At 68.9% G+C, this 13368-nt stretch carries 10 protein-coding genes and 2 riboswitches; of the genes, 7 read left to right on the forward strand and 3 right to left on the reverse strand.

Going from position 1 to position 13368, the window contains the following annotated elements; translation table 11 throughout:
* Positions 1–2: 2 nt before the first annotated feature.
* The 3 genes from BM355_RS09675 to BM355_RS09685 form a co-directional block, all read right to left on the reverse strand.
* The gene (locus BM355_RS09675) at positions 3–794 is read right to left on the reverse strand and encodes an ABC transporter permease (RefSeq protein ID WP_245760720.1); all 792 of its coding nucleotides are present in this window, start codon (positions 792–794) and stop codon (positions 3–5) included.
* Positions 795–913: 119 nt separating this feature from the next.
* Positions 914–1954, reverse strand: a complete 1041-nt coding sequence (locus BM355_RS09680; RefSeq protein ID WP_245760721.1) for an ABC transporter permease — start codon at positions 1952–1954, stop codon at positions 914–916.
* Positions 1872–3530: an ABC transporter substrate-binding protein gene (locus BM355_RS09685; protein ID WP_091697804.1), complete on the reverse strand. Its 1659-nt coding sequence runs from the start codon at positions 3528–3530 to the stop codon at positions 1872–1874. Before BM355_RS09685 ends, BM355_RS09680 begins: the two co-directional genes overlap by 83 nt.
* A gap of 103 nt (positions 3531–3633) precedes the next feature.
* Positions 3634–3727: riboswitch (SAM riboswitch) on the reverse strand.
* Positions 3728–3981: 254 nt separating this feature from the next.
* Positions 3982–4079, forward strand: a riboswitch (SAM riboswitch).
* A 10-nt stretch (positions 4080–4089) separates the two neighbouring features.
* Here BM355_RS09685 and BM355_RS09690 point away from each other — a divergent pair.
* From BM355_RS09690 to BM355_RS09720, 7 genes are all read left to right on the forward strand, one after another.
* Entirely contained in the window at positions 4090–4977 is an 888-nt protein-coding gene (locus tag BM355_RS09690; RefSeq protein WP_091697807.1) for an ABC transporter ATP-binding protein, read from the forward strand.
* 189 nt (positions 4978–5166) lie between these two features.
* On the forward strand, positions 5167–6237 hold the full coding sequence (locus BM355_RS09695; protein ID WP_091697810.1) for an aliphatic sulfonate ABC transporter substrate-binding protein: 1071 nt from the start codon (positions 5167–5169) through the stop codon (positions 6235–6237).
* Positions 6234–7076, forward strand: a complete 843-nt coding sequence (locus BM355_RS09700) for an ABC transporter permease (RefSeq protein ID WP_091697812.1) — start codon at positions 6234–6236, stop codon at positions 7074–7076. The genes BM355_RS09695 and BM355_RS09700 overlap by 4 nt, the downstream gene beginning before the upstream one ends.
* Positions 7077–7128: 52 nt before the next feature.
* Positions 7129–7782 (forward strand): OsmC family protein, encoded by a 654-nt coding sequence (locus tag BM355_RS09705; protein ID WP_091697813.1) that lies wholly within the window; start codon positions 7129–7131, stop codon positions 7780–7782.
* On the forward strand, positions 7779–9488 hold the full coding sequence (locus BM355_RS09710) for a sodium:solute symporter family protein (RefSeq protein WP_091697816.1): 1710 nt from the start codon (positions 7779–7781) through the stop codon (positions 9486–9488). The genes BM355_RS09705 and BM355_RS09710 overlap by 4 nt, the downstream gene beginning before the upstream one ends.
* Before the next feature lie 3 nt (positions 9489–9491).
* Positions 9492–11672: an acetate--CoA ligase gene (acs, locus tag BM355_RS09715; protein ID WP_091697819.1), complete on the forward strand. Its 2181-nt coding sequence runs from the start codon at positions 9492–9494 to the stop codon at positions 11670–11672.
* A gap of 245 nt (positions 11673–11917) precedes the next feature.
* Positions 11918–13273, forward strand: a complete 1356-nt coding sequence (locus BM355_RS09720) for an MFS transporter (RefSeq protein ID WP_177227911.1) — start codon at positions 11918–11920, stop codon at positions 13271–13273.
* Positions 13274–13368 lie beyond the last annotated feature (95 nt).

Consider the following 13368-nt stretch of genomic DNA (forward strand, 5'->3'; position numbering starts at 1 on the left):
TCCTAGAACCGCAGCTGCTTCTGTACGCATCGTCCGAAGATGCCCAGCAGGACGACGGTGAGGACAATGACAAGACCGGGCAGTGTGGTCATCCACCAGGCGGCACCCAAGTATTGGCGCCCCTCGGCGATGATCAGTCCCCATTCCGGGGTGGGTGGCGGGGCGCCGAAGCCCAGGAATCCGAGGCTGGAGATCGCCAGGATGGCGACGCCGAAGTCGACGACCAGCAGGGACAGGATCTGCCCGGCCGCGTTCGGCACAACATGTCGACGCGCCACAGACCAGGCGTTGCCGCCGTTGAGGTGTGCCGCTTCGACGTAGTCCAAGGCACGGATGCGCATGACCTCGGTGCGGGTCAGCCGGGCAAAGGTCGCGATCGACCCGATACCGACGCCGATGCCCAAGGAGATCGGTCCAGGCTCGCTGGCGGTGACGATGATCAGCGCGATGAGGAAGGACGGGATGGCCAACAGCACGTCGATCAGGCGCATGATGACCGGGTCCACCCAGCGGCCCAGCGTTGCCGAGGCCAATCCGAGCGCACTGCCGACCACGAGCCCGACCAAGACAGCCAACCCGGCGGTCAGGAAGGTCTGCGAGGTCCCGTAGACCACACGAGCGAAGACATCTCGGCCTAGGTGGTCGGTGCCAAACCAATGCTCACCCGAGGGGCCCTGCATCACCTGCGTGGCAATGCCGTTCAACGGATCCTGCGAGGTGAAGACCCCCGGAAAGAACGCAAAGCCCAGAATCAGCAGCAGCGGCAGACCGGACAACAGCAGTGCCCAGTCCACGCGGCGCCGACGGCGAGCGCGGGCCGGTTCCAGATCGTTGGCATCATGGGGTCCAGCAGCGGGCCCAGCGGTTGGGCCGGGCTGGTGAGCGACCACATCTTCTACGATTCCCAGTGCCATTACCGTGTCCTTCCCGCAGCAGCCGGATGAGCCTTCAAGACCCGGGGGTCCAGCAGCGGGTGCAGCAGATCGACAATGAGGTTGAAGACCACGAACGCTGTGGCCGTGATCAGGACCAGCCCTTGGACCAGGGGGATGTCCTGGGCGGTGACGCCCTGGAGGACGATCTGGCCCAGCCCGGAGCGGGAGAACACCGTCTCGGTAATGACCGATCCGGCCAGCAGCGCACCGACGGCCATCGCCATGACGGTGAAGGCTGGCGCGACCGAGTTCTTGAGGATGTGCGCGAAGAAGATCCGCGTTTCTGAGGCACCCTTGGCTCGCAGCACGTCGACGAAGGGCTGGGCGTAGGTCTGCTCGATCGCCTTGAACAGCACCTGCGCGATCGGTGCGGAGACGTAAGCACCCAACAGCACCACCGGAACCGTCAGCGAGAGGAACGATCCATCAGGGAATATCGACATCACGCCCAGCTGGAACGAGAGGACCTGCAACGCGATCAGACCGACCCAGAACACCGGGACCGAGGAGAACAACGGCGGCAAAGCCTCCAGCACGGCACGCACCCAGCGCACCTTCACCAAGCTCGCCACACTCACCAAGACAAAGGAGAGGACGACGGCGAAGACGAACGCCCAGCCCGCCAATTCCAGGGTGGAACCGATGACGCCGCCAATGCGTTCGACCACCGTTTGCCCGGCGCTCAAGGCATAGCCGAAGTCACCGACGAACAGTCCGGCCAGTTGACCGAGGTACTGCACGATCAGTGGCTGGTCGTAGCCGTACTGCGCTTGCATCGCGGCCACCACCGCCGGATCCGGGGCAGCGTCAGCTGAGAGGAAAATCGTCACCGGGTCGCTGGGCAGCAGCTGCACCGACAGGAACACGACGGTGTAGGCCAACCAGATCACGATCAGCGCCTGGCCGACACGACCGAGGGCATACCGTGCCATCTGCTTACTCTCCTTCCTTCCAGGCACCCTGGAAGATCGGAGCCGCACCGGTGGTGAACTCCACATGCGTGCCCGAGTGAGCGCCATAGACCTGAACTTCGTCCCACAGCACGATGGCGTGGGCCTGCTCGTTGACGATGTAGTCCTGCTGCTCGGCAAGGATCTCGTTGCGGGCGTCCTCGTCGGCCTCGGCGTTAGCGCGGTCCACCAGCTCGTCGAACTCGGGATCGTCGGCCAAGGTCAGGGTTCCACCGGAGCCGTAGAGCGGACCGAGCCCGCCGTAGCTGAAGGCGCGGGTGCCATAGAGCGGCACCGTCTCGTCGGTCTGGGCCTGCAAGAAGAAGGTGTTGTCACCGGCGCGGCTGGTCAACTTCACACCGAGCTCCGCCCACTGCTGGACCATCAGGTCGAACACTGGCTTGATGACCACCGAGTTCGAGCTGGCGGAAACCGTCAGCTCCAGTCGCTGGCCGTCCTTCTCACGGATACCGTCCGAGCCGACAGTCCACCCGGCTTCATCAAGCAGTTCCTTGGCCCGCTCTGGGTCGTAGGCGAAGTCCTCCGAGAGGTCCACGAAGCCCGGGGCACCGTGGTTCAAGATCGATCCGGAGAGCTGGTAGCTGTCCGAGAGCACGGTCTGCTTGATGGCTTCGCGGTTGGTGCCGATCTGCAGGGCCTGACGCACGCGTGCGTCGGAGACTTCCTCATTCTCGAAGCGGACGGCCATGTGGTTGGAGGACAGGTCCGTCCCGGCTGCTGCATAGACGCTGTGGCCAGCGGCTTCCAGGGTGGCTTCGTCCACCGGCTGGATGCCGCGCACCAGGTCCGCCTGACCCGTCGAGACGGAGCCGGCACGGTGGCCGACCTCGGGCAGGTAGCGCAGCGTGAAGCCGTCCAGATAGGGCGCACCCTGGTTCTCCGCGGTCTCGGGAGCCCAGGCGTAGTCCTCACGGGCGGTGAAGACGATCTCCTGATCGGGCACCTGCGATTCGAAGGTGAAAGGACCGGACCCGATGACCTGGGCAATGTCGTTCTGACCGGCATTGTCGAGTTCGAAGACCGAGGGTGCAACCAGGCCGCTGGTCACCGAGGAGGTGGCGCGGACGAAGTTCGCGTTGGGCTCGGAGAGGGTCACGGTGACCTGATCGTCGCCGGTGACCTCTGCCGAGACGAAGTTCTTGTAGTCCTGGTTGGGCTGGATCTGCGCGTCAGTGATGCCCTCGCCAAAGACCTGGAGATTCCGTGCCACGGCCTCTGCGTCCAGAGGAGTGCCGTCAGAGAAGGTCACGCCCTCGCGAATGGTGAAGGTCCACTCGGTCAGGTCGTCATTGGGCGACCAATCCGTGGCGATCCACGGCACCAGTGTCTCGGTCTCGGCGTCGTAGTAGGTCAGGCGGTCCAGCACCGAATTCAGCACGTTCGCCTGGCGGTAGTCGGTGGCCGACTGGGTCTGCCAGCGCGGTGCGGGCACGACGTCGGCAAATACCAGGTGGCCGCCTTCGACCGGCTCACCCGAGGCGGCAGCGGACTCAGGGCCAGTGGTGGGGTTCTGTGCTTGGGCACCGTTTCCGCAGGCGGAGAGGGTCAGGGCGATGGCGACCAGGCCGACGGTGAAGGCTCCGCGCTGGCGAGATCCCGGGCTGCGAGTGATGATCTTGCTCATGTGATGCTCCTCGGTTCATGACCTCGGAAGCCCACACAACGTCTTGGCGAAGAGCCCGCGAGCGCGTCCCGTCAGGGCTCTTCCGTGGGATCGTCGCGTGACTGCTCCATCGGTCCTGGCGGTAGCACCCTGGCCCCGTAATGGGCGGGTTGCTGCGGCGTCATCGAGCCAGATCTCTCGGCCGCTCTGGATGGGTGGTCACAACTTAGCACCCTGATGCCCGGGTCGCGCCAGCTCCGAAACGTCGCTCAAGTCACACATCGTCATGAATCCGGCCACCACCGCCCCCTCACCGCCCCCTCACCGCCTGCTCACATGGGCTGACGATTTCGTCCCCGTCTCGACCGACAACTCGTCCAGACTTTCCGCGACATCTCCCGTGACCGCGCATGACGCCAACAGGCCCGCAGAAATTGACAGTTCCGCGCAAAATCAGGCCTACTGGAAAGACGAACCATCCAGAGCGGCTGAGAGATCTGGCTCCGTGACGCCGCAGCAACCCCCCACTCACCCCGTGGGCGAGGGTGCTACCGCCAGGACCGATGGAGTGTGATTCACCATGACTGCAGTCACCACTGCCCCCTCCCTGTCCAGCCCGGCCTCCTCCGCCGCTCCCGGACAGTCCACCGCTCACGACGACGGCGCCCGCACCTCAGCGGGCACCTCCAGCAGCCTTCCGGTCACCTTCAGCGGCGTGGGCCGGTCCTTCCCCGTGGACGGTGGGACGCGGACCGTCCTGCGTGACGTGGACCTGACGGTCGCCCCCGGCGAGATCCTGGCGATCGTCGGCGCCTCCGGCTGCGGCAAGTCCACACTGCTGCGCGCGGCGGCAGGACTGGACCAGGGGTTCTCCGGCAGCGTGCTGATCGGCGAGGAGCCGGTCCGTCCGCATGACCACCGCACGGCCATGGGCTTCCAAGAGCCGCGCCTGATGCCGTGGCGCACCATCCACCAGAACGTCGCCCTGGGGCTGCCCTCCCGGACCAGCCGCAGTGCCGGCGCCGAGCAGGTGGACCTCCTGCTGGAGCTGGTGGGACTCTCGGCCGCAGCCGGACGCCGGCCCCGAGAGGTCTCCGGCGGCATGGCCCAGCGCGCATCCCTGGCCCGAGCACTGGCCCGGCGTCCTGGGGTGCTGCTGCTGGACGAGCCGTTCGGGGCACTGGATGCCCTGACGCGGCTGAAGATGCAGGACCTGCTGCTGGACATCCACGCCCAGACCGGAACCACGGTCCTGCTGGTCACCCACGATGTGGACGAGGCCCTGCAGCTGGCCGACCGCATCCTGCTGCTGGGCGCGGATCCGTCCGACCCGGACCGTCCAGGGGCCACCACGCGGCAGGTGCTCACCGTCCCGGGCAGCCGCCCGCGCGACCGGGGCTCGGCCGAACTGGCCGCCCTGCGCTCCTCCCTGCTCGAGGGGCTCGGCGTGGACTCCCACCGACACTGACCCACTGACCTCGGGCCGCCTGCAGGCCAAGAGCCGGGTCCACCCCCGGTGGACCTGGTCCCGGCTGCGGCCTCACCTCATCCCCCTGTCATGCTCGTCAGTTCTGACAGCACTGACACGTGGCACCATCTCGCGGTCATCGACCGTCTGACTCGACTCACCTGAACGCTTCGTCTCGAAAGGCCACTCATGCGCATCGCCCCCTCTGTCCCCACCCGACGAGCCGGTCGGCCCCGCCGTGCCCGCGCCCTGACCGGGCTGGCCGTCGTCGCCGTGTCCGCCCTGGCCCTGACCGGCTGCGTGGCCGGTGAGAACTCCGCGTCCGGCGGCACCGGCGCCGGAGGGGACGCCGGGGGCGGCTCCTCCGCGGACACGCTGTCCATCGACTTCGCCACCTACAACCCGCTCTCCCTCGTCATCAAGGAGAAGGGGTGGCTGGAGGAGGAACTGACGGACGAGGGCGTCGAGGTGGAATGGGTCCAGTCAGCCGGTTCGAACAAGGCCAATGAGGCCCTGCGCGCGGAGGCGATCGACATCGGCTCCACCGCCGGTTCGGCCGCGCTGCTGGCCCGCGCCAACGGCTCGCCCATCAAGACGATCAGCCTGTACTCCCAGCCCGAGTGGTCCGCCCTGGTGGTGCCCGCCGACTCGGAGATCACCGAGGTGTCCCAGCTCGAGGGCAAGAACGTGGCGGCCACCAAAGGCACTGACCCCTACTTCTTCCTCATCCAGGCGCTGGAAGAGGCCGGTGTGGATCCCGCCGACGTGACGGTGCAGAACCTGCAGCATGCCGACGGCCGCTCCGCGCTGGAGAACGGCTCCGTGGACGCCTGGTCCGGTCTGGATCCGATCATGGCCGGCGCCGAGCAGGCCGGGGCCACGCTGTTCTACCGCAACGTGGACTTCAACACCTACGGGTTCCTCAACGCCACCGAGTCGTTCCTGGAGGAGTCCCCCGAGCTGGCTCAGACCGTGGTGGACGTGTACGAGCAGGCCCGCACCTGGGCCCTGGAGAACCCCGAGGAGACCGCCCAGATCCTTGCCGATGTGGCCGGACTGGACCTCGAGGTGGCCACCACCGTGATCGAGGAACGCTCGAACCTCGACGTGGACCCAGTGCCCGGCCAGGCGCAGCTGGACGTGCTGGAGAAGGTCGGCCCGATCTTCGTGGAGACCGGCGATGTCCGCGACCAGGCTGCCGTGGACCAGGCGCTGTCCGAGCTCCTGGAGCCCTCCTTCGCCGAGAAGGCCGTCCAGTGACCGCGTCCACCGCCGCCGAGCGCACCGAGCAGACCCCGCCCCCCGCACCCGCCCGCCCCTCCGGCGACCCGGCGCGCAGTCCGCTTTCCCGCCCAGGTACCCGAGCCGTCGTCGCGCTGGTGGTGCCCGTCCTGCTGGTGGTCCTCTGGTGGGCGGTGACCGCCGCCGGCCTGTTCTCCCCCGTGCAGCTGCCCTCGCCGCTGTCCGTCCTGGAGGCCGGCACGGACCTGGCCGCCCGCGGGGAGCTGGGGCACCACATCGCCATCTCCGCGCAGCGCGTGCTGCTGGGCTTCCTCTCCGGCGGGCTTCTGGGCCTGGCCGTCGGCTCCCTGCTGGGCCTGTCCCGGTGGGCCGACGCGCTGCTGGCGCCGGTGGTGGGAGCCCTGCGGGCGGTCCCCTCCCTGGCCTGGGTGCCGCTGCTGATCCTGTGGCTGAAGATCGGCGAGGAGTCCAAGATCACGCTGATCGCGATCGGCGCGTTCTTCCCGGTGTTCACCACCGTCTACTACGCACTGCGGCACGTGGACCCGCACCTCGTGGAGGCCGGACGGGCCTTCGGCTACCACGGCCTGCGCCTGCTGCGCACGGTCCAGCTGCCGGCCGTCATCCCGGCGGTGTTCTCCGGACTGCGGCTGGCCCTGGCCCAAGCCTGGCTGTTCCTGGTGGCGGCAGAGCTGATCGCCTCGTCCATGGGGCTGGGCTTCCTGCTGACCGACTCCCAGAACAACGGCCGCACCGACCGGCTCATCCTGGCGATCATCCTGCTCGCCGTGATCGGCAAGCTCTCGGACGCACTGCTCGGCCTCGTGGAGCGCTGGGCCGTCCGCCGCTGGGCCTGACCCACGACCCCCACCATCGATCCCCGTCACCCATCACCGGGAGGAACCACCCATGCTCTCCACTTCCCATGACCGCTTCCCCGAGGCCCCTCGGGAGGACGCGTCGAAGACGCTGCGGGCCGCCGGCACCTGGACCGGGCGCCAACAGACCCGGGTGGCGGTCCGAGACTTCACCTTCACCGTAGACGAGCCGGAGCGGATCGGCGGCCGCGATGAGGGGCCCACGCCCATGGAGTACCTCGCCGGCTCGGTGGGGGCGTGCATTACCGTGGTGATCGACCAGCTCGCGCAGCGGCGCGGCCTGGAGCTCACCGGGGTGCACACCTACGCCCTCGCCCGCCAGGACCAGCGCGGACTGGCCGGAACCGCCGACGTCCAGCCCTACTTCCACACCTTCCGGCTCCAGGTCTGCATCGGCACCCCGCAGACCGATCCGGCCGTCCTGCGGCAGTTCGCCGCGGACGTCGAGCACTCCTGTCCGGCCGTCAACCTGCTCCGCGACGCGCACGTGGACCTGGAGGTCGCATGGTCCTTCGCGGAGCGCACCGTGGAGCACGACGCCGAGGGCGCCTGCAATTCCGCCTGCGGATACGAGCCGCAGCGGCTCCCCCAGGACGCGCCGGAGCCGGTCCTGACCCTGGTCAACGCCGATGCACCCTCCACCGGATCCACCGGGCCGACCGTCACGATCGGAGCGCGCGCATGACCGCCGTGGGACTGTGGACGATCGGCCTGGCCGTGGTCTACACCGCCTGGCTGGTGGTCGGGGGACGGATCGCCGTGCGCCGGCAGGAGACCGGCCAGGGCGGGTTCTTCGTGGGCGGACGCACCTTCAGCCCGTGGACGGTGGCGTTCTGCATCACCGGACTGTTCTCCGGATCCTCCTACATCGCGATCGTGGAGCTGAGCTACCGCACCGGGGTGTCCGCTGTCTGGTACGGGGTGGCCGAGACCGTCCAGGTGCTGCTGATCGCGCTGCTGCTGGTGAAGCCGCTGCGCGAGAAGCTCGTGGTCACGGTGACCGGGATCATCGGCGATCGGTTCGGCCGCGGCGCCAAGGCCATCGGCTCGATCATCACCGGCCTGACGTTCCCCATGTACTCCGTGGCCACCACCATCGCCTTCGCCTCGGCGCTGCACGTGGTCACCGGACTGTCCCTGCCGCTGGCCGTGGCCGCCACCGCCGTGGTGCTGCTGGCCTTCCTGACCACCGGCGGCATGCGGTCGGTGGCCTTCAGCCAGACCATGAACGTCCTGATGATCGGGCTGATGTTCGTGGTCGGCGTGTGGGCGCTGGCGGTCTCACCCGGAGCCGGGGGGATCGCCGCCTTCAGCGACACGCGCCCGGAGATGTTCCAGCTGTCCAATGCGGGGGTCTCGCTGATCGTGGCCTGGTTCGGCACCTTCATCGTCAACGTCCCCCTGGCACAGGCGGCCTTCCAGATGTCCATGTCCGCCCGGACGCCGGAGGACGGCCAGCGAGGGCTGTACCGAGCCGCGGTCATGGGCATCCCCCTGATCCTGCTGGGCGTGTTCATCGGCGTGGCCGCGGCCATGGTGGTCCCCGGGGCGCCCCTGCCGCTCGTGGCGATCCCGGAGTACATCACCGGTGTGTTGCCCGCCTGGGCCGCCGGGGTGTTCTTCGTGGGCCTGTGGGCCTGCGCCCTGGGCTGGGCCGGGCCATGCCAGTTCTCCGGGGCCACGTCCCTGGGGCGCGACCTTGGCTCGGCCGTGAACCCCCGGGCAACCGAGGCGCAGCTGGTCCGCTACACGCGGTGGGCCCTGGTGGGCCTGACCGTGGTCATGGTCCTCTTCGCCCTGCTGCGCACCGAACAGTCGGCATGGTGGAACGTGATGGCCTGGACCCTGCGCAACGGGGCCACCTTCGCCCCCGTGATGGCCGCGTTCTTCTGGCCGCTGGCCACCCGGTCCGCCGCTATCACGGCCCTGCTGGCCGGATTCGGCGCCGGCCTGGGCTGGTACACCGCCTCCGGATTCAGCCCCCAGCAGTTCTTCCTGGGCGTGCACCCGGTGTGGGTCGGGATGATCGCCAACCTCGCGGGACTGGTGGTGGTCACCCTCGTGCAGCGACGGTGGACGGTGGTGGGAGCCGGACGCCGTCGGCAGCGGGGCGTGACCGCCCTGATCGTCGCGGGCGCGCTGCTCGCGGCCACCGTGACCCTCTGGCCCTGGCTGGCCGGATTCGGACTGACCGGCCTCAGCCTGTTCCTGGTGGTGTTCGCGCTCTTCGTGGGTGCGGCCGCCCTGACCCGTCAGATCACGTCCCCGCACCCCGCCGGAACCCCTCCCGAGCAAACGGAGGACCTGGCGCACCGAGACCACCACGGCCTCACCCCGGCCGCCGGAGGCCACCGGGACGGCGCCGCCAGGACCGATGGAATCGAGGTCTAAGCCATGTCCCCTGAGCACGCACCTGAGGCGGCACTCCCCGCCGCACCCGAGGCAGCGTTTGCCCCCTCCTCCGCACCCAGCACCCCGGAGCCCTCCCCCGCCCCCCGCGCGCCGGAGCCCGCCCCCGGTCCCCTGCCGGCCGCCGTCGTCCACGCCGCCGACCCGGACGTCCACCCGGGCCGCCCCGCCCACCTGCTCCACGGCGGGCGTGGTGACGGCCAGCCCGTCGAGGAGGCCGACCGGATCGCGTTCTGGGAGGCGGCCGCCCGGCGGCTGGACTGGCGCACCCCGTGGCACACCGCCCACTCCCGCACCGCACCGGACCCGCAGACCCGGCGCGGTCCGGACATCCGCTGGTTCGAGGGCGGCGAGCTGAACGTGGCGGAGAACTGCGTGGACCGGCACGTCGCCGCCGGACGCGGGGACAAGGTGGCCCTGCACTTCGAGGGCGAGCCCGGCGACCGCCTCACGGTGACCTACGCCGACCTGCAGCGCCGCGTGGCCCAGGCCGCGAACGCGCTCGAGGAGCTCGGCATCACCCAGGGCGACCGCGTGGTGGTCTACCTGCCCGTGCTGGTGGAGACGATCGTCATCACCCTGGCCTGCGCCCGGATCGGGGCGGTGCACTCGCTGGTGTTCGGCGGGTTCTCCGCGGAGGCGCTGAAGTTCCGCGTGGAGGACACCGGCGCCAAGCTCCTGGTCACCACGGACGGTCAGTTCCGCCGCGGCAAGGCCGTTCCGGTCAAAGCCAACGCGGACGAGGCGGTGTCCGGTCAGAACGGCATCGAGCACGTCCTGGTGATCGACCGCACCGGCCACAGCGCCCCCACCACGCCCGAGGCCGAGCAGATCCCCTGGACCCCCGGACGCGACCTCTGGTGGCACGAGCTGGTGGACCGCCAGCCGCAGACCCACACCGCGCGCGCCTTCCCCGCCGAGACGCCGCTGTTCATCATGTACACCTCCGGCACCACCGGGAAGCCCAAGGGACTGGTCCACACCTCCGGCGGCTACCTCACGCAGGCCAGCTGGTCCTACGACCTGCTCTTCTCCCACCCGGACCCGGCGCAGCGCGAGCAGGACGTCCACTGGTGCACCGCGGATCTGGCCTGGGTCACCGCGCACACCTATGAGATCTACGGGCCGCTCTCCAACGGCGTCACCCAGGTCATCTACGAGGGGGTGCCGAACGCGCCGCACCCCGGCCGGCACTTCGAGGTGATCGAGCGCTACGGCGTCACCACGTACTACACCGCACCCACGCTGATCCGCTCACTGATGGGCTGGTTCCCGGAGGGCATCCCCACCCCGGAGCAGGGCGGCTGGGACCTGTCCAGCATCCGTCTGATCGGGACCGTGGGTGAGGCCGTCAATCCGGAGGCGTGGACCTGGGCGCGGACCCAGATCGGCCGGGATGCCCTGGCCTGCGGCGGCGCCGGCGTGCCCATGGTGGACACCTGGTGGCAGTCCGAGACCGGCGCCACCGTCCTCTCCCCCCGCCCCACGGACACCCGCTTCAAGCCGGGGTGCGGGTCCCGTCCCCTTCCCGGGGTGGAGACGGCGGTGGTGGACGACGACGGCCGGCCGGTTCCGCAGGGACAGCAGGGGTACATCGTGGTCACCCGGACCGGCCCGGCCATAGCCCGGACCGTGTGGGGCGATCCGGAGCGGTACTACACCTCCTATTGGGAGAAGTACGCGGACCGCGGCTGGTTCCTGGCGGGAGACGGCGCGAAGACCGATGAGGACGGGGACATCTGGATCCTGGGCCGGATCGACGATGTCATCAACATCTCCGGGCACCGCCTCTCCACCATCGAGATCGAGTCGGCCCTGGTGGCCCATCCGGCCGTCGTGGAGGCCGGGGTCTGCCCGGTGCCGGATGCCAAGACGGGCCATGCCGCCGTCGCGTTCGTGGTGGTCCGCGAGGACGCCCTGCCCCAGGGCGCCGACCACACTGAGCTCACCGAGGCCCTGCGCGGCCACGTCGGCAGGGTGATCGGGCCCGTGGCCAAGCCGCGTGACGTCGTCGTGGTCCCTGATGTGCCCAAGACGCGCTCCGGGAAGATCATGCGGCGTCTGCTCACCCAGCTCTACGAGGGCAGCACCCTGGGCGACACCACCAGCCTGCAGAACGAGCCGTGCGTGGCACAGATCGCCGAGGTCATGACGGGCCGGCGCTGAGCCACCGGCTGAGGAACCTGCTGAGGAACGGATCTCGATTCGGGATCGTCAGGTCCGAATGGTTGTGAACCGGGTCACTTTCGTGCATAGTGTCTCTACATGACCGATCGGTCGGTCACTAATTCGACCGTCGCACCCCGCACCGACCGCGTCATCATTCGCCCAGGCCTCGGCCCGGACACCGCACCGTCATCCCCGCTGTCCGCCCGTCATTCGTTGACGAGCTGAATCATCCTGGAGGCTCCATGGCCCACCCATCCACCACCGCGATGCCCCCGGCACGTCGCACTCGCGAGGAGAAGAAGGTCCTCGCGGGCACGCTCGTGGGCACCACTATCGAGTGGTACGACTTCTTCATCTACGCCCAGGCCGCCGCCCTGGTGCTCGCTCCCCTGTTCTTCGCCCCCATGGGTGAGACCGGTGCGCAGATCGCCTCCTGGGCCTCCCTGGGCATCTCCTTCCTGGTCCGTCCGCTGGGCGCCATCATCGCCGGTCACATCGGCGACAGGTTCGGCCGCAAGGTCGTGCTGGTCTTCACCCTGGTCGGCATGGGCGCTGCCACTGCCCTGATCGGCCTGCTGCCCACCTACGCCGTCATCGGCTTCTGGGCCCCGGTCCTGCTGATCCTGCTCCGCCTGATCCAGGGCTTCTCGGCCGGTGGCGAGTGGGGCGGCGCCGCCCTGATGTCCGTGGAGCACGCCCCCGTGGGCAAGCGCGGCTTCTTCGGCTCCTACCCGCAGATCGGCGTGCCGCTGGGCATGATCATGGCCACGCTGTTCATGTTCGGCCTGTCCACCTTCATGTCCGACGAGCAGTTCCTGGAGTGGGGCTGGCGCGTGCCGTTCCTGTTCTCCGTGGTGCTGATCGTGGTCGGCTACTGGATCCGCCGCTCCGTGGAGGAGTCCCCGGTCTTCAAGGAGATGCAGAACCTGAAGGCCGAGGCCTCGGCCCCGCTCGGCGATCTGTTCCGCGGCCACACCAAGGAGGTCATCCTCGCCGCGCTGATCTTCGCCGCCAACAACGCCGCCGGCTACCTGGTGATCGCGTTCTTCAGCTCCTACGGCACCCGTGAACTGGGCATGGCTCGCACCGAGACGCTCGTCGCCGCCCTGATCGGCGGACTGGGCTGGCTGGTGTTCACCATGTTCGGCGGGTGGATCTCGGACAAGATCGGCCGTGTGCTGACCTTCCAGATCGGCTACGGCATCATCGTGCTCTGGGCCATCCCCATGTGGTTCCTGCTGGACACCGCCAACCTGGTGCTGTTCACCCTGGCCATCGTGGTCCTGACGCTCGGCCTGGGCCCGTCCTACGGCCCGCAGTCGGCGCTCTACGCGGAGATGTTCCCCGCGAAGATCCGCTTCTCGGGCGTGTCCATCGGCTACGCACTGGGCTCCATCATCGGCGGCGCGTTCGCCCCGCTGATCGCCCAGCTGCTGCTGGACAACACCGGGGTCTCCTGGTCGATCGGCGTCTACATCGCCGTGCTGGCCCTGATCTCCCTCATCGCCGTGTCCATGGTCCCCAAGTCCATCCAGGACCGAGACCTGCACACCCATGATCGCGAGCACGACGAGGCCCCCCTCGACACAGCTCTCTGATCCCTGCCCGACGACGGCCCGGCCACCTTCCGCTGGAAGGTGACCGGGCCGTCGTCGTCCCCTCCCCCTCTCTCCCTCTTTCCCTCCCTCGCTCG

Origin of the sequence: Micrococcus terreus, assembly GCF_900116905.1 — a bacterium.
Taxonomy (GTDB): Bacteria; Actinomycetota; Actinomycetes; order Actinomycetales; family Micrococcaceae; genus Citricoccus; species Citricoccus terreus.

Coding starts and splice junctions, on each gene's coding strand:
- BM355_RS09680 (WP_245760721.1), bottom strand. CDS start 1,954: ATGGCGCTCACTCGGGCACGCATGTGGAGTTCACCACCGGTGCGGCTC.
- BM355_RS09685 (WP_091697804.1), bottom strand. CDS start 3,530: ATGAGCAAGATCATCACTCGCAGCCCGGGATCTCGCCAGCGCGGAGCC.
- BM355_RS09690 (WP_091697807.1), top strand. CDS start 4,090: ATGACTGCAGTCACCACTGCCCCCTCCCTGTCCAGCCCGGCCTCCTCC.
- BM355_RS09695 (WP_091697810.1), top strand. CDS start 5,167: ATGCGCATCGCCCCCTCTGTCCCCACCCGACGAGCCGGTCGGCCCCGC.
- BM355_RS09705 (WP_091697813.1), top strand. CDS start 7,129: ATGCTCTCCACTTCCCATGACCGCTTCCCCGAGGCCCCTCGGGAGGAC.
- BM355_RS09710 (WP_091697816.1), top strand. CDS start 7,779: ATGACCGCCGTGGGACTGTGGACGATCGGCCTGGCCGTGGTCTACACC.
- acs (WP_091697819.1), top strand. CDS start 9,492: ATGTCCCCTGAGCACGCACCTGAGGCGGCACTCCCCGCCGCACCCGAG.
- BM355_RS09720 (WP_177227911.1), top strand. CDS start 11,918: ATGGCCCACCCATCCACCACCGCGATGCCCCCGGCACGTCGCACTCGC.